We start from the raw sequence: 19,244 nt of genomic DNA, 5'->3' as shown, positions 1-19,244 counted from the left end.
ACGAACAGAGAGGACCGACCATGGCGGTGACGCAGGAGCAGGCGAACTGGTTCGCCGGTGCCTTCGGGCAGTTGGTGGCGAACGTCGACAAGGCGATTCTCGGCAAGGAGCACGCCATCAAGCTGGTGGTGACCGCCATGCTGTCCGGCGGCCACGTGCTGCTGGAGGATGTGCCTGGAACCGGCAAGACGGTTCTGGCGAAGGCGCTGGCCAACACCATCCAGGGCACCCAGTCGCGCATCCAGTTCACGCCCGACCTTCTGCCGTCGGATGTCACAGGTGTGACCATCTACGACCAGTCGAACGGCCGCTTCGAGTTCCACCCCGGTCCGATCTTCGCGTCGGTCGTGCTCGCGGACGAGATCAACCGCGCCTCGCCGAAAACGCAGTCGGCCCTGCTCGAGGTGATGGAGGAGGGCATCGTCACAGTCGACGGTGTGAGTCATCCCGTCGGCAACCCGTTCATGGTGATCGCCACCCAGAACCCCATCGAGCAGGCCGGTACGTACTCGTTGCCCGAGGCGCAGCTCGACCGCTTCCTGATCAAGACGTCGCTCGGGTACCCGGACCACGACACGACGGTTCGGCTGCTGATGGAATCCTCGAACCGGGCTCGCGCCGCATCGGTGTCCGCGATCATCGCGTCGGAGTCGGTGACGACCATGTCGCAGCTGGCGGCCGACGTGCACACCGACGGCGCCGTGATGGGATACCTGAGCGAGCTGGTCAGTGCCACACGTGCCGACAAGGATGCCGCACTCGGTGTCAGCATCCGCGGCGCCCTCGCGCTCGCCCGGGCGGCGAAGACCTGGGCCATCGCGGCCGGCCGCACCTACGTCACACCGGATGACGTGCGCGAACTCGCCGTCCCCGTTCTCGCCCACCGCGTGATCGTCGACCCGGAGGCCGAGTTCGCCGGAGTGCGCGCCGAGGACATCGTCGACCGGGCCGTCGCGACCGTGAACCCGCCGGTGTACCGGGCGGCGTGATCGCATGACCACAGCCGAGCAGCAGCCGCGCTCGCAGGCGACCTTCGCCCTGCGAGAGCTGTGGCGCGCCCTCGGCACGGCCGCCTCGAGACTCCTCAGGTGGCTCGAGCGCACGTTCGAGAAGCCGATCGCCGTCGCCGTGAAGGCCGGGCGGACCGTGACGCCCGTCGGCTGGATCGTGACGGTCGGTGCCGTCGTGTCGCTGCTGCCGGCGTTCGTGCTCGGCTGGGCAGAGTTCGCCTTCATCGGGTTCACACTGGCCGCGGCGATGCTCGTGGCATGCGCCTATCTGTTCGGCCGTGCAACCTACCGGGTCACCGTCGAGCTGAATCCGCGTCGCGTCACGGCAGGGGACCGCGCCATGGGCAGCATGGCCGTCGTCAACTCCGGCCGGCGTCCTGTGCTTCCCACCCGCATGGAACTGCCGGTCGGCGACGGTCTCGCCGAGTTCGTCGTGCCACGGCTCGCTCCGGCGGCCGAGGAGGAGAACCTCTTCGCCATCCCCACCGAGCGTCGAGCGCTCATCGTCGCGGGCCCTGCCATCAGCGTGCGCGGCGACCAGCTCGGGCTGCTGCGCCGCACGACGACGTGGACCGACCAGGTCGAGCTCTTCGTGCATCCGAAGACCGTGAGGATCGCGGCGACCGCACGAGGTCTCGTTCGCGACCTCGAAGGGCAGACCACCAAGGCCATCACGGACAGCGACCTCGCGTTCCACGCCCTGCGGTCGTATGAGCCGGGCGACGACATCCGCAACGTGCACTGGCGCAGCTCGGCGCGCACCGGCCAGCTCATGGTGCGGCAGTACCAGGAGACGCGCCGCTCCCAACTGCTCCTGCTGATGAGTGCGGAGAAGAGCCTCTACGCCTCCGACGAAGAGTTCGAGCTCGCCGTCTCCGCCCTCGCATCGATCGGTGTCGAGGTGATCACCGAGGAGTCGGAGCTCGACGTCATCTGGGAAGGCGCAACGCTGCGCGCCCGTACCCCCATGACGCTCCTCGATGACACGTGCCGCATCCAGCCGGTGGAGAGCAGGTACTCCACGCTGCGCGAGTTCGCGCGCACAATCGGCATGCGGCTCGACGCTCCCAGCCTCGTGATCGCCGTCGTCGGAAGCACCGTCACCAACCGTGACCTCCACGCTCTCTCGTCGCTCTACCCGAGCGACACCCCGGTGATCGCCGTGCGCGCGGACGTGAACGGCGAGCCCGGTCTGCGCAAGGCGGGCAACGCGATCGTGGCGACCGTGACGAAGCTCACCGAGCTGTCGCCTCTGCTGCAGAGGGCCGGCCGGTGACCGCGGCGACACCATCGACCCGCGCGACACGGGCACCGGCGAGCGGAGCGTCCACGAGTCGGGTGTCGGCGATCCGCGCATCCGTGTGGACAGACGTCGTCGTGTTCGCGGTGCTCACCTTCGTCGCTCTGCTCGGGTTCGCCCCGGCGTTCGGACCTCTCGGCTACCTCGTCGCGGGCATCGGCGGCCTCGTGATCGGATCGGCGGTCGCCGTAGTCGGAGTGCTCCTGCGGCTGCCCGTCGTGATGACGGTGCTGATCGGCATCGCCGCCTACTTCGTCTTCGGTACGGCGCTCGCCCTGCCCGGCGAGGGCATCGCGGGGGTCGTGCCGTCGGGAACGTCGCTGCTCGACCTGGCCACCGGCGCCGTTTTCGGGTGGTCTGACGCCGTCACCCTTCGGGCTCCGCTGGAGGCTCCGCCCTACATCGCCGTCGTTCCCTACGCCGCGACCCTGATCGTCTCGCTCGCCTGCGTCTCGATCGCCCTCCGTTGGCCGGCCGAGGGCAAGCGGGCCACGCTCCGCGCCGCGCTGATCGTCGCCGGACCGCTGGTCGTGTTCCTGCTCGCCATCCTGCTCGGCACCCGGGATCCGTTCTACGCGGGCATCCGCGGTGTGCTGTTCGCTGCGATCGCGATCGGGTGGATCGGATGGCGGGTGCGACGCTCCAAGCGCTCGATCGCCGCCGACCCAGGGCTGCAGCGCAAGGCGATCACAGGATCCGCGATCGTCGTGGTGCTCGCCGTGGTGATCGGTGGGGCCGCGGGATTCGTCGTGGCGCCGTCATCCGCATCGAGGGTCGTGGTGCGCGACGAGGTGCAGCCGCCGTTCGATCCGCTGGAGTACCCGGCGCCCCTCGCGGGCTTCCGCAAATACACGAACGACCTGCAGAAGACGAAGCTCTTCAGCGCCACGAACCTGCCGAACGGCACGCTCGTGCGCCTCGCGACGATGGATGCCTACAACGGCGTCGTCTGGAGTGTCACCGGACCGGGGGAGCAGACCAACGGTTCCGGCAGCTTCGAGCTGCTCGGCAGCACGATCCCCACGCCGCCGCTGTTCACCGCTGGGGCCTCGACGACGTCGAAGTTCACCGTGCTCGGCTACAACAACGTCTGGCTGCCCAACCTCGGTTACGTGGACAAGCTGACCTTCGACTCGCACCCCGGCGACACTGATCCGACCACGACCGTGCGCGTGAACGCAGCGACCGGAACCACCGCCGTCACGAGCGGCGTCTCGCGCGGACTCACTTACACGATCGACGCGACGGCACAGAAGATCCCCAACGACAAGGCGCTGAAGAACGTGCCCGTGGCGTCGATCACCATGCCGAGCGTCACGAATGTGCCCGACGTGATCGCCACGAAGGCTGAGCAGTACGCGGGTGGTTCGGCCAGCGCCATCCAGAAGCTTCGCAACATCGAGCGGTCACTGAAGAAGCTCGGCTACCTCAGCCACGGTCGCGCCTCCGACCCCGTGCCGTCACGGGCAGGCGAAGGCGCCGACCGCATGAGCGACCTGCTGCAGAAGACTCCGATGGTGGGCGACCAGGAGCAGTACACCTCGGCGTTCGCGCTGATGGCACGTCACCTCGGGTTCCCCGTGCGCATCGTGATGGGCTTCACGGCGCACAGTGACGGCAAGGGTGCGACGACGTACACGGGCGACGACATCACGGCGTGGGACGAGGTCGCGTTCCAAGGCGTCGGCTGGGTGCCGTTCTTCCCGACCCCGACCAAGACGGATGCCCCCAAGGACCAGACCGTCAAGCCGAAGCTCCAGCCGCAGCCCCAGGTGCGTCAGCCCCCGAACACGCCCCCGAAGGCCGACGACCTGCTCACCCCGGTCAAGACGAAGGACAGCAAGCCGCCGAAGGACAAGCACGCGTTCGTGGTGCCGGTCTGGACGTACTACGCCGGTGGAGCCCTGCTCGTCGTGCTCCTGGCGATCTTCCTTCCGATGCTCGTCGTTGCCATCCGCAAGGCGCGACGCCGCAGACGAAGAGCGAACGGCCCTGGCGACAGACGAGCGGCCGGTGCATGGAGCGAGCTGGTCGATCGGTTCGGCGAGCTCGGGTATCAGGTGCCACCCGTCGCGACACGAAGTCAGACGGCAGCGTCGCTGGAGGCGCAGTCCGAGCAGCAGGGCATCCCGCTCGAACCGGCAGTGCTGCGCGGTCTTGCCGCCGATGCGGATGCCGCCGTGTTCGACGGTTCAGACGTGACGTCGGAGCGCAGCGACCACGTGTGGGGAAGGGTCGACGCCGTACTGCGGTCAGTGTCGAGCTCGGCAGGATGGCTGCGTAGGCGCATCGCGTCGTATCGGTTCCACAAGCGTCGTCCGACCCCATCGGTATAGTGATTTCGGTGGACACGCCGGGTTTCATCACGCCGCCTCCAGGCCTGATTCCGCCGCGCGAGAACACCGGAACGCACACCGAGCGCATGCCGCAGCGCACCTCGCTGCCCACCTTCAACGCGCCCGCGCCGAACGAGGATCAGTCGCCCGCTCCGCGCACGTGGCTCGTCGTGCTTCCGACCGGAGCACGGGTGCCGGTCGATGGGGCTCTGCTGGTCGGTCGCAATCCGGTGCGGTTCGAACCGTGGACCGAGGCGAGCCTGCTGCCCGTCGACGACCCAGCCCGCAGCGTGTCGAAGACCCACGCCGTGATCGAGACGGTCGGCGACGGAGTGCGTGTCACCGACCTGCACTCCACCAACGGCGTGAGCGCGACGGGCCCCGAAGGCACCTCGGTCGCCCTCGCTCCCGGAGAGGCCTTCCCGGTCGATGCCGGCGCGATCGTCATGCTCGGCAGCTACCGGGTTCAACTGATCGCCGGGTAGCTCATCCGGGTGATCAAAAGTGGTATCCCAAAGTGGTATCCTGACGCACACGCAAGGAGGGTTCGACATGACCACAGCATCCGATGCCGTGCGCACCGACGAGCAGGCGACGACCGGCGAAAGCCGTCCCCGCACGCTGGCCGAGAAGGTGTGGGACGACCATCTGGTCGTCAAGGGCGAGAACGGCACGCCCGACCTGATCTACATCGACCTGCACCTCGTGCACGAGGTCACGAGCCCGCAGGCGTTCGACGGCCTCCGCGCGGAGGGCCGGCCGGTGCGCCGCCCCGACCTCACGATCGCCACCGAGGACCACAACACGCCGACCATCGGCATCGACAAGCCGATCGCCGACCTGACAAGCCGCACGCAGATCGAGACGCTGCGCAAGAACGCGCAGGAGTTCGGCATCCGTCTGCACTCTCTCGGCGACCTCGAGCAGGGCATCGTGCACGTGGTGGGCCCACAGCTGGGCCTGACCATGCCGGGCATCACCGTGGTCTGCGGAGACTCCCACACGTCGACCCACGGAGCATTCGGCGCGATGGCGTTCGGCATCGGAACGAGCGAGGTCGAGCACGTGCTCGCGACGCAGACTCTGCCGCTGAAGCCCTTCAAGACCATGGCCATCACCGTCGAGGGTGAACTGCGACCGGGGGTGACGGCGAAGGACATCATCCTGGCCGTCATCGCCAAGATCGGCACCGGCGGCGGTCAGGGCTACGTGCTCGAGTACCGCGGCAGCGCCATTCGCGCCCTCTCGATGGAGGGCAGGATGACCATCTGCAACATGTCGATCGAGGCCGGAGCCCGCGCCGGCATGGTCGCCCCTGACGAGACCACGTTCGCCTACCTGAAGGGCCGCCCGCACGCTCCTGCCGGTCAGGACTGGGATGACGCTATCGAGTACTGGAAGACACTGACGACCGACGACGACGCCGTGTTCGACGCAGAGGTCTTCATCGACGCGAACGAGCTCGAGCCTTTCGTCACCTGGGGAACCAACCCCGGCCAGGGCGTCTCGCTGAGCGACGTCGTTCCGACCCCGGCCGACTTCGAGGACCCGAACGCCCGCGCGGCGGCCGAGCGCGCCCTCGAGTACATGGATCTGGAGGCGGGAACGCCGCTCAAGGACATCCACGTCGACGCCGTCTTCATGGGTTCGTGCACCAACTCGCGCATCGAGGACCTGCGCGCGTTCGCCTCCGTCATCAAGGGGCACACGAAGGCCGACGGTGTTCGGGTGATGGTCGTTCCCGGCTCCGCGCGCGTGCGCATCGAGGCCGAGGCCGAGGGGCTCGACAAGGTGTTCGAGGAGTTCGGCGCCGAGTGGCGGTTCGCAGGGTGCTCGATGTGCCTCGGCATGAACCCCGACCAGCTCGCGCCGGGGGAGCGCTGCGCCTCGACCAGCAATCGCAATTTCGAGGGACGCCAGGGCAAGGGCGGGCGCACTCACCTGGTGTCGCCGGTCGTGGCGGCCGCGACGGCAATCCGCGGCACTCTCTCGAGCCCGTGGGACCTCGAACGATCCGAAGTCCGTGACGACGTGAAGGCAGGGGTTTGACATGGAGAAGATCTCGACGCTGACCGGCGTCGCCGTTCCGCTGAAGCGGTCGAACGTCGACACCGACCAGATCATCCCCGCAGTGTTCCTGAAGCGGGTCACCAAGACGGGCTTCGACGACGCGCTGTTCTACGCGTGGCGACAGGACCCCGACTTCGTGCTCAACCAGGAGCCCTTCCGAGCGGGCAAGATCCTCATCGCCGGCCCTGACTTCGGCACCGGTTCGTCGCGTGAACACGCCGTGTGGGCGCTGCGCGACTACGGGTTCACCGCGGTGCTGAGCCCGCGGTTCGGCGACATCTTCCGGGGAAACTCAGGGAAGCAAGGACTACTCACAGGAACCATCTCCGAGGACGACCTCGAGCGCCTGTGGGCGGCGATCGACGCCCAGCCGGGAATAGCGGCCACGGTGGATCTGGTTGAGCGAAAGGCGAGCATCGGCGGGGTGACCGTCGGATTCGACATCGATGATTACACTAGGTGGCGATTGCTCGAGGGGCTGGATGACATCGGCCTCACCTTGCGTGATGAAGCGCAGATCACAGAATTCGAAACCCGCCGCGCCTCGTGGCGGCCCAAGACATTGCCGGTGAAAATCTAGTGAACTCACTTCTTCAGGATGCGCAGGCCGCAGGGGCCAGGGTCGGATTGACCGCCGAGAAGATCACCATCAACGGCGGGCGGCCCCTGAAGGGCAGCATCCAGTTGAAGGGGGCCAAGAACCTCGTCACCAAGGCGATGGTCGCTGCGCTGCTCGGCGACGGCCCGAGCGAACTGCGCGACGTTCCCGACATCAGCGACGTGCGCGTCGTGCGGGGACTCCTGGAGATCCACGGTGTCAAGGTCACCGACGGTCCCGACGAGGGCGTGCTGCTGCTCGACCCGAGCAACGTCGAGAGCGCCCACATGGCCGACATCGACGCGCACGCCGGGTCGAGCCGCATCCCGATCCTGTTCTGCGGTCCGCTGCTGCACGCGCTCGGTGAGGCCTTCATCCCCGACCTGGGCGGATGCCGCATCGGAGACCGTCCGATCGACTTCCACCTCGAGGTGCTGCGGCGGTTCGGCGCCGTCGTCGAGAAGCTGCCGAGCGGCATCCGCATGACGGCTCCGAACGGTCTGCACGGGGCGAAGGTCGAGCTGCCCTACCCGAGCGTCGGTGCGACCGAGCAGGTTCTGCTCACCGCGACGAAGGCCGAGGGAATCACCGAGCTGCGTGGCGCGGCGATCGAGCCCGAGATCATGGATCTCATCAACATCCTGCAGAAGATGGGTGCGATCATCACGGTCGACACCGACCGCGTCATCCGCATCGAGGGTGTTTCGCGACTCACCGGCTACAGCCACACGGCGCTCTTCGACCGCAACGAGGCCGCCAGCTGGGCTGCGGCCGCGCTGGCCACCGGCGGAGACATCTTCGTCGGGGGAGCCCGCCAGCCCGAGATGCTCACGTTCCTCAACGTGTTCCGCAAGGTAGGCGGCGCCTTCGACATCGACGACGACGGCATCCGGTTCTACCACCCGGGCGGCGACCTCAAGGCCGTCGTGATCGAGACGGATGTGCACCCCGGCTTCATGACGGACTGGCAGCAGCCGCTCGTCGTCGCGCTCACCAAGGCGAAGGGCATCTCGATCGTGCACGAGACCGTGTACGAGCAGCGCTTCGGATTCGTGGATGCCCTCGTCGACATGGGTGCGACGATCGAGATCCACAAGGAGTGCCTCGGCGGCCATCCTTGCCGGTTCGGACAGCGCAACTTCAACCACTCGGCTGTCATCGCAGGACCGACCGAACTGCACGCCGCCGACATCGAGGTGCCCGACCTTCGCGGCGGATTCAGCCACCTCATCGCGGCGCTGACCGCGACGGGCAAGTCCACGGTGAGCAACGTCGGCATGATCAGCCGCGGCTACGAGAACTTCATCGGCAAGCTCGAGCTTCTCGGCGCCGACTTCGTGCTGGAGGGCTAGCAAGCCTTTCCTGGAATACCCGATAGCGGATAATGGGCGGGTGCCGAAAACACCCGATGAACTGGACGCCGCCCCCGCTCGAAGGGTGTTCAAGGAGACTCACCGGCCCAGCGTGTTCTGGCCCATGGCGGGCGTCGTCGTTCCGCTGGTCGGCACGATCGCGCGCTTCAAGGTGCACGGGCGGGAGAACCTGCCGCTGACGGGGGCGTACGTCATCGCGCCGAACCACTACAGCGAGATCGATCCGCTCGTCGTCGGGTCGATGATCTGGCGTCGCGGGCGTGCGCCGCACTTCCTGGCCAAGGAGAGCCTGTTCAAGGTGCCCGTCGTCGGCTGGTTCCTCTCGAAGTCCGGTCAGGTGCCGGTGAGCAGGAGCCACGGCGGCCGCGGTGCGCCCATCGCTCAGGCCCAGCACATCGTCGACGACGGCAGCGTCGTAGTCGTGTATCCGGAGGGCACCCTCACGCGTGACCCCGAGCTGTGGCCGATGCGGGGCAAGACGGGGGCGGCAAGGCTCGCGCTGGACTACGGAATCCCGGTCATCCCCGTCGCGCACTGGGGAACTCAGCAGATCATGGCTCGCTACTCGAAGAAGATCAGCCTCTTTCCGCGCAAGACCATCACCTTCTCGATCGGCGCGCCCGTCGATCTCTCCGAGTACCGTGACCGTCCGCGCACGGCGACCGTGCTGGCCGGAGCGACGGACAAGATCATGCAGGCCATCACCCATGAGCTCGAGACGCTGCGTGGCGAGAAGGGGCCGGAGAACCGATGGGACCCGGCCGACCACGCGCAGAGTGAGACGGGGCGCTTTGAGGGCTAAGCCGGCGCCGGCGAGGCGCGTGACCGTCCTCGGGGCAGGCAGCTGGGGAACGACCTTCGCGAAGGTGCTCGCCGACGGCGGATCCGACGTGACCCTGTGGGCACGACGGCCGGAGGCCGCTCGCGAGATCACCGAGGCCAGGCGCAACAGCAAGTACCTGCCGGGCATCAACCTGCCCCGCAATCTGAAGGCCACGTCCGACCTCGCTGAGGCAGTGCAGGGCGCCGATCAGTTGTTCCTCTCCGTGCCCAGCCAGACCCTGCGTGACAACCTGATCGCACTCGAGCCGGTGCTCCCGCCCGACATCCCCGTCGTGAGCCTCATGAAGGGTGTCGAGAAGGGAACCGGCCTGCGCATGAGCGAGGTGATCGTGGAGGTGCTGCCGATCGACCTGGATCGCGTCGCCGTGGCATCCGGCCCGAACCTCGCGCTCGAGATCGCACAGCGGCAGCCGACGGCCGCCGTGGTGTCGTCGACCAGCGTGGAGACGGCGCAAGAGGTCGCGATGGCCGCGTGCAACCCGTACTTCCGCTCGTTCGTGAACACGGATGTCATCGGCACCGAGTTCGGCGGCGTGCTGAAGAACCTCATCGCTGTCGCCATCGGCATCGTCGACGGCGTCGGATACGGCGAGAACACCAAGGCGTCGATCATCACGCGCGGACTCGTGGAGATGACGGACTTCGCCGTCGCCCACGGAGCCGAGCGGGAGACTCTTGCCGGACTCGCCGGACTCGGCGACCTCATCGCCACCTGCCAGTCGCCGCTGTCGCGCAACAACACGGCAGGCAGGCTGCTCGGCCAGGGATATGCGTTCGCCGAGGTCGTGAAGCAGATGAATCAGACGGCGGAAGGCCTGGCATCCGTCGCTCCGATCCTCGCGCTGGCGAAGGCCAAGGGCGTCGAGATGCCCATCGTCGAACAGGTCGGCCAGGTGCTTGCCGGTACGCTCGAACCGAAAGATCTGGCCCCCCACCTGACCACGGACGACACCCCCCGTGGCGAAAGGACTACGGATGACTCACAAGCGCGTCCTCGTGCTACTTTTCGGCGGGCGTTCGAGCGAGCATTCGATCAGTTGCGCCACGGCGGGCGGGGTTCTCGGGGCGCTTGACCGCGACCGCTACGACGTCATTCCTGTGGGGATCACGCGCGACGGTGCGTTCGTTCTCGAACGGGATGACCCCGAGGCGTTCGCGCTCGACCCCGACGCTCTCCCCGAGGTGCGCGACGACGGCAGCCGCGTGCGGTGGCCCGACTCGGTGCGGTATCGCGAGCTGACCGTGGAGCGCGACGGCGTGATCACGTCGCTCGGCGAGGTCGACGTGGTGTTCCCGATCCTGCACGGACTGTGGGGCGAGGACGGCACGGTGCAGGGGCTGCTCGAGCTAGCCGGCATCCCGTACGTAGGGTCCGGCGTGCTGGGCAGCGCACTCGGCATGGACAAGCACTTCACCAAGACGGTGCTGCAGGCGGCGGGCATCCAGGTTGCCCCGTGGGTCACCGTGACCCGCGACCAGTGGGAGCGCGAGCAGCACACCGTCGCCGAAAGCCTGCGCGAGCTCGGCTCCCCGCTGTTCGTGAAGCCCGCTCGCGCCGGATCCAGCGTCGGCGTGACGAAGATCACGTCCATCGAGGGGCTTCCCGGCGCCCTCGACGTCGCGTTCGCCGAGGATGACAAAGCCCTCGTCGAGTCGGCCATCGCGGGCCGCGAGGTCGAGATCGGTGTGCTCGGAGCACGGTCGGGCGAGCGGGCGCGGGCATCCGTCGCCGGCGAGATCGTCGTGACCGAGCGCGGCTTCTACGATTTCGAGGCCAAGTACCTGGATGCGCCGGGCGTCGAACTGGTCTGCCCGGCCGAGCTGACGGACGAGCAGCTCGCGGAGATGCAGTCGCTCGCGGTACGCGCATTCGAGTCGATCGACTGCGCTGGGCTCGCCCGTGTGGACTTCTTCCTCACGAACGATGGCTGGGTGATCAACGAGGTCAACACCATGCCGGGGTTCACGCCGATCTCGATGTTCCCCAAGGTGTGGCAGGCGAGCGGCTTCAGCTACCCGGAGCTCATCGACGAGCTCATCGACCTGGCCCTCCAGCGCGGCTGAGCGGCGCCCCGCAGCTTGCCGAGGTCGGGCGCGCCTTTCCGCGAGACTTCGTCTCCACCCCAACGCTGCGGGCTCCGCCCGCTGTCTCGGCGAGGGCGTGCAGTCTCACGGATCGTGGGGCGCGGTCAGCGGGTGGGTGACGGCGTCGGAGTCGCGGTGGGAACCGGCGCCGTGAGGTCGGAGGTGCTCAGGCACTTCTCCTGCTTCTTCTGCGGGATCTCGCTGATCGCGTCCGCTAGGTCGGGCAGCACCGACGCGTCGGCGACTCCACCCTTTCCGTGCTGGATGACCACCTCGGTGGCCGGCGTGCGCCCGAACGTGATGTAGCGAAGGGCCGTGTCCGCTGGGTCGTTCTCCAGGACCCAGTCGATGCCGTTCACGGTGATGCACGGCTTCGACGTGGGTCCGATCGGCGGAACACCGCATCGCAGCAGAACGACGGCGGGATCGCCCCAGGCGCCCGTGGCCTGCGCGTTGGTTTCGCGTTGCGCCTTGCCCGCGACCGTATCGGGGAGGTGCACGGTGAGGTCCGCGCACTTGGGATCGTTCGCGTCCGGCGCCGGATCGAGCGCGACGGTCGGGGCGCACGCCGTGAGCAGCAGAGCGGACGAACAAACGGCGATGACGGCGAGCAGCCGGCGGGCACGAGGGGGGCGGGGTGACATCGTTCATCACGATATCGGCGATTGAGGTGAGAGACCTGGGCGCCTCCCCGTGGGTTGAGGCTCGCACGAGCCCCAGTGCATCGCTCGCGCCGGCTCGCGGAGAGACACAGCCGTCGCGATAGCGTTGGAGCCGTGACGGACTCTGGGCGCAAGGGGCACGCGGAGGCCGCGACGCTGGCCTCGATCGGTGAGGTCGCGACACTGCGTCGCATCTTTCCGCGACTGCCGGCATCCGATGCCACCATCGTCGGCCCGGGTGATGACGCCGCGGTGCTGGCCGCACCGGACGGCCGCTATGTGGTGACGACAGACATGATGATCGCCGGACCCGACTTCAGGTGGGCGTGGTCCAGTCCGACCGACGTGGGCTGGAAGGCCGCAGCGACGAACCTCGCCGACGTGGCCGCGATGGGCGCCATGCCGACCGCGCTCGTCGTCGCGATCGCCGCACCCGGTGACACACCGGTCACGACCCTCGAAGCCATTGCCGACGGCCTGCGTGAGGGATGCGAGTCGCTCGCGCCCGGCTGTGGCGTCGTGGGCGGTGACCTCTCCGTCTCGGACGTCTTCACGCTCGCGGTCACCGCATTCGGCGATCTGGAGGGGAGGGAGCCGGTGCTGCGGTCGGGCGCACAGCCAGGAGACATCGTCGCAGTAGCCGGAACGATCGGCAGGGCGGCGACCGGCCTCGTCGCCCTCTTCGCGGACGGCGTCGACGATGACGGTGTCCCCGATGCTGCGCGCGGAGTGGCGGTCGCCGCTCGCGTCCCGGAGGTGGCCGTGCAACTACGGCCGACGCCGCCCATCGCCGCCGGGGTCTCCGCTGCCATCGCCGGCGCAACCGCCATGCTCGACGTCAGCGACGGGCTCGCGCTCGACGCGGGGCGGGTGGCTGAGGCGTCGGGCGTCCGGATCGACCTGGCCTCCGAGGCTCTCGCGTCGTTGGCGCCGGACATCGATCCGGCGCTCGCGCTGACCGGGGGAGAGGACCACGCGCTGCTGGCGTGCTTCCCCACGGACACCGTGCCACCGGCGCCGTTCGTCGTGATCGGCACGGTCGAGCCCCGAGACGTGGATGATCCTGCCGAACGGGTGACCGTCGACGGGCATCCCTACGGTCGCCGCTCCGGCTGGGACCCTTATTCCGGCTGGGACGGCGTCGCGGGCTGAGCGAACCACACGGCGGTCTCGCCGTACGACTTCGACCTGAACGGTTCCAGCCCGGCCGGCCAGGACGGCTCGGGGGAGCGCGCGCTGCGTTCGACCACCACGACGGCATCCGTGTTCAGCGACGGGATGAGCGCCTCGAGCACTCCCGCCAGGTCGGCCTCATCCACGTCGTACGGGGGGTCGATGAACACGAGGTCCACCGCGCGCTGATGAGGATGACCGAGGTAGGCCATCACGGAGCTCTGACGCACGTCGACGACTGGCGTGACGTCCCGAGCGGACTTCGCGGCCGCCGTGATGACCGCCGCGGCGTTGGCACGGCACACGGAGGCCGCCTGCGCATTCTGCTCGACCAGCACGGCGGAGGTCGCACCGCGACTCACGGCCTCGAGAGCGAGCGCACCCGAACCGGCATACAAGTCGAGCACTCGCATGCCGCTGACGGCATCCATCGACTCGAGCGATGAGAACATCGCCTCACGCACGCGGTCGCTCGTGGGCCGGGTGCCCGAGCGCGGCACCGCGAGACCGAGCGATCCGGCGAAACCGGCGACGATACGGGGCATACCTTCGACACTATCCGCAGGTGTCGGTCGCACCGCCTAGCCTTGGTGCATGGCGCAGACACGAGCGAGCCGGGCAGCAGATGCCTCGGAGCGCGACGAGGTCGGTGCCTCGGCAGGTCCGGTGAAACTCGCCACTGCGCTCTCCGCATCGATCGGCACCAGGCAGGCTGCGCTCTTCCATCGGGCATTCGGGCACGAGACGGTCGGCGACCTGCTCGCGCACTACCCCCGTCGCTATGCGCACAGGGGAGAGCTCACGGCTCTTGCGGAGATTCCGACCGGCGAAGACGTCACGATCGTCGCCGAGGTGAGGAGCTGCAGCTCTCGCCCGATGCGTCAGCGTCGGGGCTCGATCCTCGAGGTCGGGATCTCCGACGGCACGGGCATCCTCACCCTCACATTCTTCAACCAGGCATGGCGGGCGAACGAGCTCGTTCCTGGCAGACGCGGCATCTTCGCCGGCAAGGTCAACCGCTACAAGGGGTCGCTGCAGCTCACCCATCCCGACTACGAGCTCTTCGACGACACCCCTGGAACCGCGGCAACCTCGGGGCCCGCCGTTGAGGCCTGGCAGATCCAGCCCATCCCGATCTACCCAGCGACGTCCACGCTGGCGAGCTGGAAGATCGCGAAGGTCATCCGCGAGGAGGTGATGCCCAAGCTGCGCGACGTGGATGACCCGGTGCCGCCGGAGCTCGCCGCCGAGCATCGACTGGAGCGGTTCAGGGCCGCACTCACGGGCATCCACACACCGGCCAACGATGCCGACTGGCGCAAGGCGCGCGACACGCTTCGCTACCAGGAAGCGTTCGTGCTGCAGGCTGCACTGCTGCAGGAGCGCGCCCGGCTGCGTGAGACGGCGGCGACGGCACGCAAGCCGGTGCCGGGCAGGTATGCCGACCGCTTCGAGGCAGCGCTGCCGTTCCAGCTCACCGACGACCAGCAGGCGGTCGGCGACCAGATCGCCGGCGACCTCGCCCAACCCGTTCCGATGAACCGACTCGTGCAGGGTGAGGTAGGCAGCGGCAAGACCGTCGTCGCGCTACGTGCCATGCTGCAGGTGGCCGACAGCGGTGGGCAGTCCGCCTTCCTGGCGCCGACGGAGGTGCTCGCCTCGCAGCACCTCCGATCGATCGTGGCGGCTCTCGGTCCCGACCTCGCGGCGGATCTGATGCCCACGCTCCTCACCGGCCGGCTCACCGCGTCGGAGCGCAAGAAGGCGATGCTGCGCGCCATCAGCGGTCAGGCGCAGATCGTCGTCGGAACCCACGCGCTGCTGAACGAGAACGTGTCGTTCTTCGACCTCGGCCTCATCGTCGTCGACGAGCAGCACCGCTTCGGAGTCGAGCAGCGTGACGCGCTTCGCGCCAAGGCGTCTTCCCCGCCGCACCAGCTCGTGCTGACGGCGACACCCATTCCGCGCACCGTCGCGATGACGGTGTTCGGCGACCTCGACGTGTCGACCATCGCGCAGCTCCCAGCGGGGCGACAGCGCATCGAGAGCTTCGTCGTTCCTCTGGCCGAACATCCTCGCTGGGAATCCAGGGTGTGGGAGCGCGCTGCGGAAGAGATCGCTGCCGGCCACCAAGTGTTCGTCGTGTGCCCCGCGATCACTGCCAAGGAGGCGGAGGACGACGAGCTCGGCGGCGACGTGGATGACGCAGCCGAGCCATCCGCACCGACGGTCCCGGCAGCCTCGGTCGAGCAGACCCTTGCAGCCGTGCAGGCCGACGCCCGCCTTGCCGGCGCACGAGTCGCGGCGCTGCACGGGCGGATGAGCGCGGACGAGAAGGATTCCGTCATGCTCGCGTTCGCGGCGGGAACGCTCGACCTGATCGTCGCGACGACGGTCATCGAGGTCGGCGTCGACGTGCCGAACGCCTCAGCCATGATCGTGCTCGATGCCGACCGCTTCGGCGTCTCGCAACTGCATCAGCTGCGCGGAAGGGTCGGCCGCGGCGGCGTCCCCGGCCTGTGCCTGTTCGTGACGGCGGCAGAAACAGGTACCACCGCACGCGAACGTGTCGACGCGGTCGCGGCGACCCTCGACGGATTCGAGCTCGCCGAGGCCGACCTCGAGCTGAGGAGAGAGGGCGACGTGCTGGGCAGCAACCAGTCCGGCGGCCGTTCGTCGCTACGGCTACTGAGGGTTGCGCGTGACGGCGAGGTGATCGAGCAGGCGCGGGCGGACGCCGGTGGCGTGCTGGAGCACGACCCGCACCTTGTGGGGCACCCGGCACTGGCATCCGCGATCGCTTCACGGCTCACCGACCAGTCGCGAGACTTCCTGGCGAGGGCGTGATCGTGCGACGATCGGCGCCTCGTTCGGCATCCTGCGAGTCGTATGCGAACAGTAACGAACCGATAACCCCCCGCCGCTATTCTGGAAATCTATGAGCAGGATCGCCGTTGTCCCTGGTTCGTTCGACCCCGTCACCCTGGGGCACCTCGACGTGATCGCGCGAGCCGCGCGCCTGTTCGACGAGATCCACGTTCTGGTGGTGCACAACCCCGACAAAGACGCGATGCTGCCGATCGCCCAACGCGTCGCCCTGATCGAACGGTCCATCGCCGACGAACGGCTGCCGTCCAACGTCATCGTTGCGGCATGGAGTGTCGGGCTCCTCGTGGACTACTGCACCGATGTCGGCGCGAAGGCCCTGGTGAAGGGCATCCGTTCGCAGGTCGACGTGGCCTACGAGACGCCGATGGCGATCGTCAACCGCGATCTGGCCGGTGTCGAGACGGTCTTCTTGCTGCCCAATCCGGCGAACGCGCACGTGTCGTCTTCGCTGGTGCGTCAGGTCGCCGCGCTGGGCGGTGACGTGAGTCCGTACGTTCCTCGTGCGGTCTACGAGTACCTGCAGGAGCCATGAACAGTCTTCCCACCAAACAACCCACGGATGCGGCATCCGCAGCCGACGAGGTCGAACCCGATCTGACACCCGAAGAGCTCCAAGCCGACGCCGACCAGATCGCGGCGAACGTCGAGGCCGTGATCGACGGCAAGCACGAGGCGGTCCGTGTCGCCTTGACCGTGTTGCTGGCCGAGGGCCACCTGCTCATCGAGGATGTGCCCGGCGTCGGCAAGACGATGCTGGCCAAGGCACTCGCCAAGTCCGTCGACAGCAGCGTCAGCCGCATCCAGTTCACGCCCGACCTACTGCCCTCCGATGTCACCGGAGTCTCGGTGTACAACCAGCCGGAGCGACGCTTCGAGTTCAAGCCGGGGGCCGTGTTCGCCAACATCGTGATCGGCGACGAGATCAACAGGGCAAGCCCCAAGACGCAGTCCGCGCTGCTGGAGTGCATGGAGGAGCGGCACGTCACGGTCGACGGCTCCACCTATCCGCTTCCCGACCCGTTCATCGTGATCGCCACCCAGAACCCCGTCGAGATGGAGGGCACGTACGAGCTGCCCGAAGCGCAGCGCGACAGGTTCATGGCCCGCATCGCCATGGGGTATCCGGACGAAGAGGCCGAGATCGAGATGCTCACCGGTCGTGACACCTCGAGCCCGCTCGCGCAGATCGGCGCAGTCGTCAGCACCGAGCGGCTCAGGCGCATGATGAGCCTGGCACGCCGCGTCTTCGCGTCCGACGCGCTGAAGCACTACGCGGTCGCGATCGCACGCGGCACCCGCGAGGACCCGGATCTTCGGTTGGGGGCGAGCCCGCGCGCGACGCTGCAGCTCGTGCGCGCTGCGAAGGCAAGGGCGGCGTTGGATGGCCGCGACTTCGTGCTCCCCGACGACGTGGACGATCTCGCAGTTCCAGTGCTCGCGCATCGCCTTCTGCCCACCAGCAGGGCGATGGGACAGCACCACGAACGCACCGCCGTACTCTCGGAGATCGTCTCCCGCATCGTCGCCGCGACGCCCGTGCCGACGGGGCAACAGAAGTAGCCTGAAAAGCATGAGGACGACTCGAGTCCGGTCAGCAGCGCAGCGGCCGAGGCCGACCTGGCGTGGCGCAGGAATCGCCATCGCCGGGGTCATCGCCATGATCGGAGCCGCCCAGTTGGGCCGCGTCGACCTGCTCGTGCTCGGACTCGTGCTCCTGCTCCTCCCGCTCGCCGCAGCCATCGCGGTGACCATCGATCGCCCATGGATCAGCGTCGGCCGAACCTTCGAGTCCGACCTGGTGATCGTGGGCGAGACGGCGAACGTCGCCCTCGTGGTGCGCAACGAGTCCAATCGCATGTCGCCCGGTCTGAGATGGCGGGATGACTGTCCTGCGCCGCTCGTGGCGCCGGGTTTCGCCGCACTTCCACAGCTCGGTGAGCACGCCCGCGCCAGCAGGGACCGCTCGGACAGCACAGTGGTGAGGTACTCGATCGAGGCGACGGTGCGGGGCGTGTACGACGTCGGCCCGCTGCTGCTCGAGCGCACCGACCCGTTCGGACTCGTGCGATGCCTCTACGCGATCGGGTCGTCGAAGCCGCTGATCGTGGTTCCGCGCGCGCTCGACCTCACGGAGGCGGAGTTCGAGTTCTCCCGCAGCGAGGGATACGAGCACGAGCTCGTGAAGCAGAGCATCCCCAACGCCGACGAGCTGATCGCCAGGGAGTACCGCCCCGGCGATCCGATGCGACGGGTGCACTGGCGTGCGACGGCCAGGCACGACAAGCTCATGGTGCGCCAGGAGGAGCCGCGCAGCAACCCGGAGACCTGGGTGCTGCTCGACACCGATTCAGGGGCGCGAGCTGAACACCGTCATGCCGGCTCGGATGCCCGCAACCCGCGCTTCGAGGCGGCCATCGACCTCGTGGCATCGATCGGAACGCATCTCGTCGGACAGGGATTCGCGCTCGGAGTGGTCGAGACCGCCCCGATCCAGCTCCTCGGACGCGCCGGAACCGCGCGGGCGGGCACCGGCGGACTCCCCGTCGCCGCGTACGACCCTCCCGGCGGTGGGCAGACGTTGCTCGCCGGCCTGGCGGCCCTCGAGCAGGTTCCGCGGGACAACGCCGATTCCGCTGCGGTGTTCAGTGCAGCCCTGCGCCGCAACCCGCAGGCCGTGCCCGCATTCGTGGTGGTGGTCGACGGGGATCACGACGAGTTGGCCGCGGCCGCGTCCCTGCGCATCCTGTGCGACCCTGCCGTTGCCTTCTTCGTTGGTGAGCGCCCAGACCTTCGCGAGCACTACGAGCGCAGGGGCTGGACCTGCGTCGACGTGCAACCCGGCGAGTCGCCGGCCGCCGTCTGGCAGCGGGCAGGCATCGAAGCGCCGACGGTGCGTCGTGGTTGA

At 68.2% G+C, this 19,244-nt stretch carries 17 protein-coding genes; 15 read left to right on the top strand and 2 right to left on the bottom strand.

Going from position 1 to position 19,244, the window contains the following annotated elements:
• Positions 1–26: 26 nt before the first annotated feature.
• The 10 genes from ACYVDN_RS06130 to ACYVDN_RS06085 all read left to right on the top strand — a co-directional run bounded on the left by ACYVDN_RS06130 (position 27) and on the right by ACYVDN_RS06085 (position 11,594).
• Positions 27–989, top strand: coding sequence for an AAA family ATPase (locus ACYVDN_RS06130; RefSeq protein WP_460572264.1), 963 nt, complete (start codon positions 27–29; stop codon positions 987–989).
• 4 nt (positions 990–993) lie between these two features.
• Positions 994–2,286 carry a DUF58 domain-containing protein gene (locus tag ACYVDN_RS06125; RefSeq protein ID WP_460569460.1) on the top strand — a complete coding sequence of 431 codons (1,293 nt, stop codon included), beginning with the start codon at positions 994–996 and terminating at the stop codon, positions 2,284–2,286.
• 62 nt (positions 2,287–2,348) lie between these two features.
• On the top strand, positions 2,349–4,646 hold the full coding sequence (locus tag ACYVDN_RS06120) for a transglutaminase-like domain-containing protein (protein ID WP_460569458.1): 2,298 nt from the start codon (positions 2,349–2,351) through the stop codon (positions 4,644–4,646).
• Between the two features lie 8 nt (positions 4,647–4,654).
• Positions 4,655–5,131, top strand: a complete 477-nt coding sequence (locus ACYVDN_RS06115; protein ID WP_460569456.1) for an FHA domain-containing protein — start codon at positions 4,655–4,657, stop codon at positions 5,129–5,131.
• 67 nt (positions 5,132–5,198) lie between these two features.
• Positions 5,199–6,695, top strand: coding sequence for a 3-isopropylmalate dehydratase large subunit (leuC, locus tag ACYVDN_RS06110; protein ID WP_460569454.1), 1,497 nt, complete (start codon positions 5,199–5,201; stop codon positions 6,693–6,695).
• 1 nt (position 6,696) lies between these two features.
• Positions 6,697–7,296 (top strand): 3-isopropylmalate dehydratase small subunit, encoded by a 600-nt coding sequence (gene leuD / locus ACYVDN_RS06105; protein WP_460569452.1) that lies wholly within the window; start codon positions 6,697–6,699, stop codon positions 7,294–7,296.
• Complete coding sequence (gene murA, locus ACYVDN_RS06100; RefSeq protein WP_460569450.1) at positions 7,296–8,666, top strand: UDP-N-acetylglucosamine 1-carboxyvinyltransferase; 1,371 nt, start codon at positions 7,296–7,298, stop codon at positions 8,664–8,666. Before leuD ends, murA begins: the two co-directional genes overlap by 1 nt.
• 40 nt (positions 8,667–8,706) lie before the next feature.
• Complete coding sequence (locus tag ACYVDN_RS06095) at positions 8,707–9,489, top strand: lysophospholipid acyltransferase family protein (protein WP_460569448.1); 783 nt, start codon at positions 8,707–8,709, stop codon at positions 9,487–9,489.
• Between the two features lie 19 nt (positions 9,490–9,508).
• Complete coding sequence (locus tag ACYVDN_RS06090) at positions 9,509–10,603, top strand: NAD(P)H-dependent glycerol-3-phosphate dehydrogenase (RefSeq protein ID WP_460569446.1); 1,095 nt, start codon at positions 9,509–9,511, stop codon at positions 10,601–10,603.
• Positions 10,506–11,594: a D-alanine--D-alanine ligase family protein gene (locus tag ACYVDN_RS06085; RefSeq protein ID WP_460569444.1), complete on the top strand. Its 1,089-nt coding sequence runs from the start codon at positions 10,506–10,508 to the stop codon at positions 11,592–11,594. Before ACYVDN_RS06090 ends, ACYVDN_RS06085 begins: the two co-directional genes overlap by 98 nt.
• A 125-nt stretch (positions 11,595–11,719) precedes the next feature.
• Here the strand turns inward: ACYVDN_RS06085 and ACYVDN_RS06080 are convergent, their stop codons facing one another.
• Positions 11,720–12,259: a DUF3515 family protein gene (locus ACYVDN_RS06080; RefSeq protein WP_460569442.1), complete on the bottom strand. Its 540-nt coding sequence runs from the start codon at positions 12,257–12,259 to the stop codon at positions 11,720–11,722.
• A 132-nt stretch (positions 12,260–12,391) separates the two neighbouring features.
• Here ACYVDN_RS06080 and ACYVDN_RS06075 point away from each other — a divergent pair, with 132 nt between their 5' ends.
• A complete protein-coding gene (locus ACYVDN_RS06075) occupies positions 12,392–13,429 on the top strand; it encodes a thiamine-phosphate kinase (RefSeq protein WP_460569440.1) in 1,038 nt (345 codons plus the stop codon).
• Here ACYVDN_RS06075 and rsmD read toward each other — a convergent pair.
• Positions 13,399–13,995: an RsmD family RNA methyltransferase gene (rsmD, locus tag ACYVDN_RS06070; protein ID WP_460569438.1), complete on the bottom strand. Its 597-nt coding sequence runs from the start codon at positions 13,993–13,995 to the stop codon at positions 13,399–13,401. The two genes, ACYVDN_RS06075 and rsmD, sit on opposite strands and share 31 nt — an antisense overlap.
• Positions 13,996–14,044: 49 nt before the next feature.
• Here rsmD and ACYVDN_RS06065 point away from each other — a divergent pair, with 49 nt between their 5' ends.
• The 4 genes from ACYVDN_RS06065 to ACYVDN_RS06050 all read left to right on the top strand — a co-directional run bounded on the left by ACYVDN_RS06065 (position 14,045) and on the right by ACYVDN_RS06050 (position 19,244).
• Positions 14,045–16,297, top strand: a complete 2,253-nt coding sequence (locus ACYVDN_RS06065; protein ID WP_460569436.1) for an ATP-dependent DNA helicase RecG — start codon at positions 14,045–14,047, stop codon at positions 16,295–16,297.
• Between the two features lie 91 nt (positions 16,298–16,388).
• Positions 16,389–16,871 (top strand): pantetheine-phosphate adenylyltransferase, encoded by a 483-nt coding sequence (gene coaD, locus ACYVDN_RS06060; RefSeq protein ID WP_460569434.1) that lies wholly within the window; start codon positions 16,389–16,391, stop codon positions 16,869–16,871.
• Positions 16,868–17,899 (top strand): AAA family ATPase, encoded by a 1,032-nt coding sequence (locus tag ACYVDN_RS06055; RefSeq protein ID WP_460569432.1) that lies wholly within the window; start codon positions 16,868–16,870, stop codon positions 17,897–17,899. The genes coaD and ACYVDN_RS06055 overlap by 4 nt, the downstream gene beginning before the upstream one ends.
• Before the next feature lie 10 nt (positions 17,900–17,909).
• Positions 17,910–19,244, top strand: a complete 1,335-nt coding sequence (locus tag ACYVDN_RS06050; protein ID WP_460569430.1) for a DUF58 domain-containing protein — start codon at positions 17,910–17,912, stop codon at positions 19,242–19,244.

It is taken from the genome of Humibacter soli (assembly GCF_054779035.1).
The sequence above is the reverse complement of the archived record's forward strand: the minus strand, read 5'-3'. Positions and strand labels throughout refer to the sequence as shown.

Bases quoted from the DNA above. Each gene is read 5' to 3' on its own strand.
- ACYVDN_RS06055 (WP_460569432.1), top strand. From the start codon at position 16,868: ATGAACAGTCTTCCCACCAAACAACCCACGGATGCGGCATCCGCAGCC.
- coaD (WP_460569434.1), top strand. From the start codon at position 16,389: ATGAGCAGGATCGCCGTTGTCCCTGGTTCGTTCGACCCCGTCACCCTG.
- ACYVDN_RS06050 (WP_460569430.1), top strand. From the start codon at position 17,910: ATGAGGACGACTCGAGTCCGGTCAGCAGCGCAGCGGCCGAGGCCGACC.
- ACYVDN_RS06065 (WP_460569436.1), top strand. From the start codon at position 14,045: ATGGCGCAGACACGAGCGAGCCGGGCAGCAGATGCCTCGGAGCGCGAC.
- ACYVDN_RS06125 (WP_460569460.1), top strand. From the start codon at position 994: ATGACCACAGCCGAGCAGCAGCCGCGCTCGCAGGCGACCTTCGCCCTG.
- ACYVDN_RS06080 (WP_460569442.1), bottom strand. From the start codon at position 12,259: ATGTCACCCCGCCCCCCTCGTGCCCGCCGGCTGCTCGCCGTCATCGCC.
- leuC (WP_460569454.1), top strand. From the start codon at position 5,199: ATGACCACAGCATCCGATGCCGTGCGCACCGACGAGCAGGCGACGACC.
- rsmD (WP_460569438.1), bottom strand. From the start codon at position 13,995: ATGCCCCGTATCGTCGCCGGTTTCGCCGGATCGCTCGGTCTCGCGGTG.
- leuD (WP_460569452.1), top strand. From the start codon at position 6,697: ATGGAGAAGATCTCGACGCTGACCGGCGTCGCCGTTCCGCTGAAGCGG.
- ACYVDN_RS06085 (WP_460569444.1), top strand. From the start codon at position 10,506: ATGACTCACAAGCGCGTCCTCGTGCTACTTTTCGGCGGGCGTTCGAGC.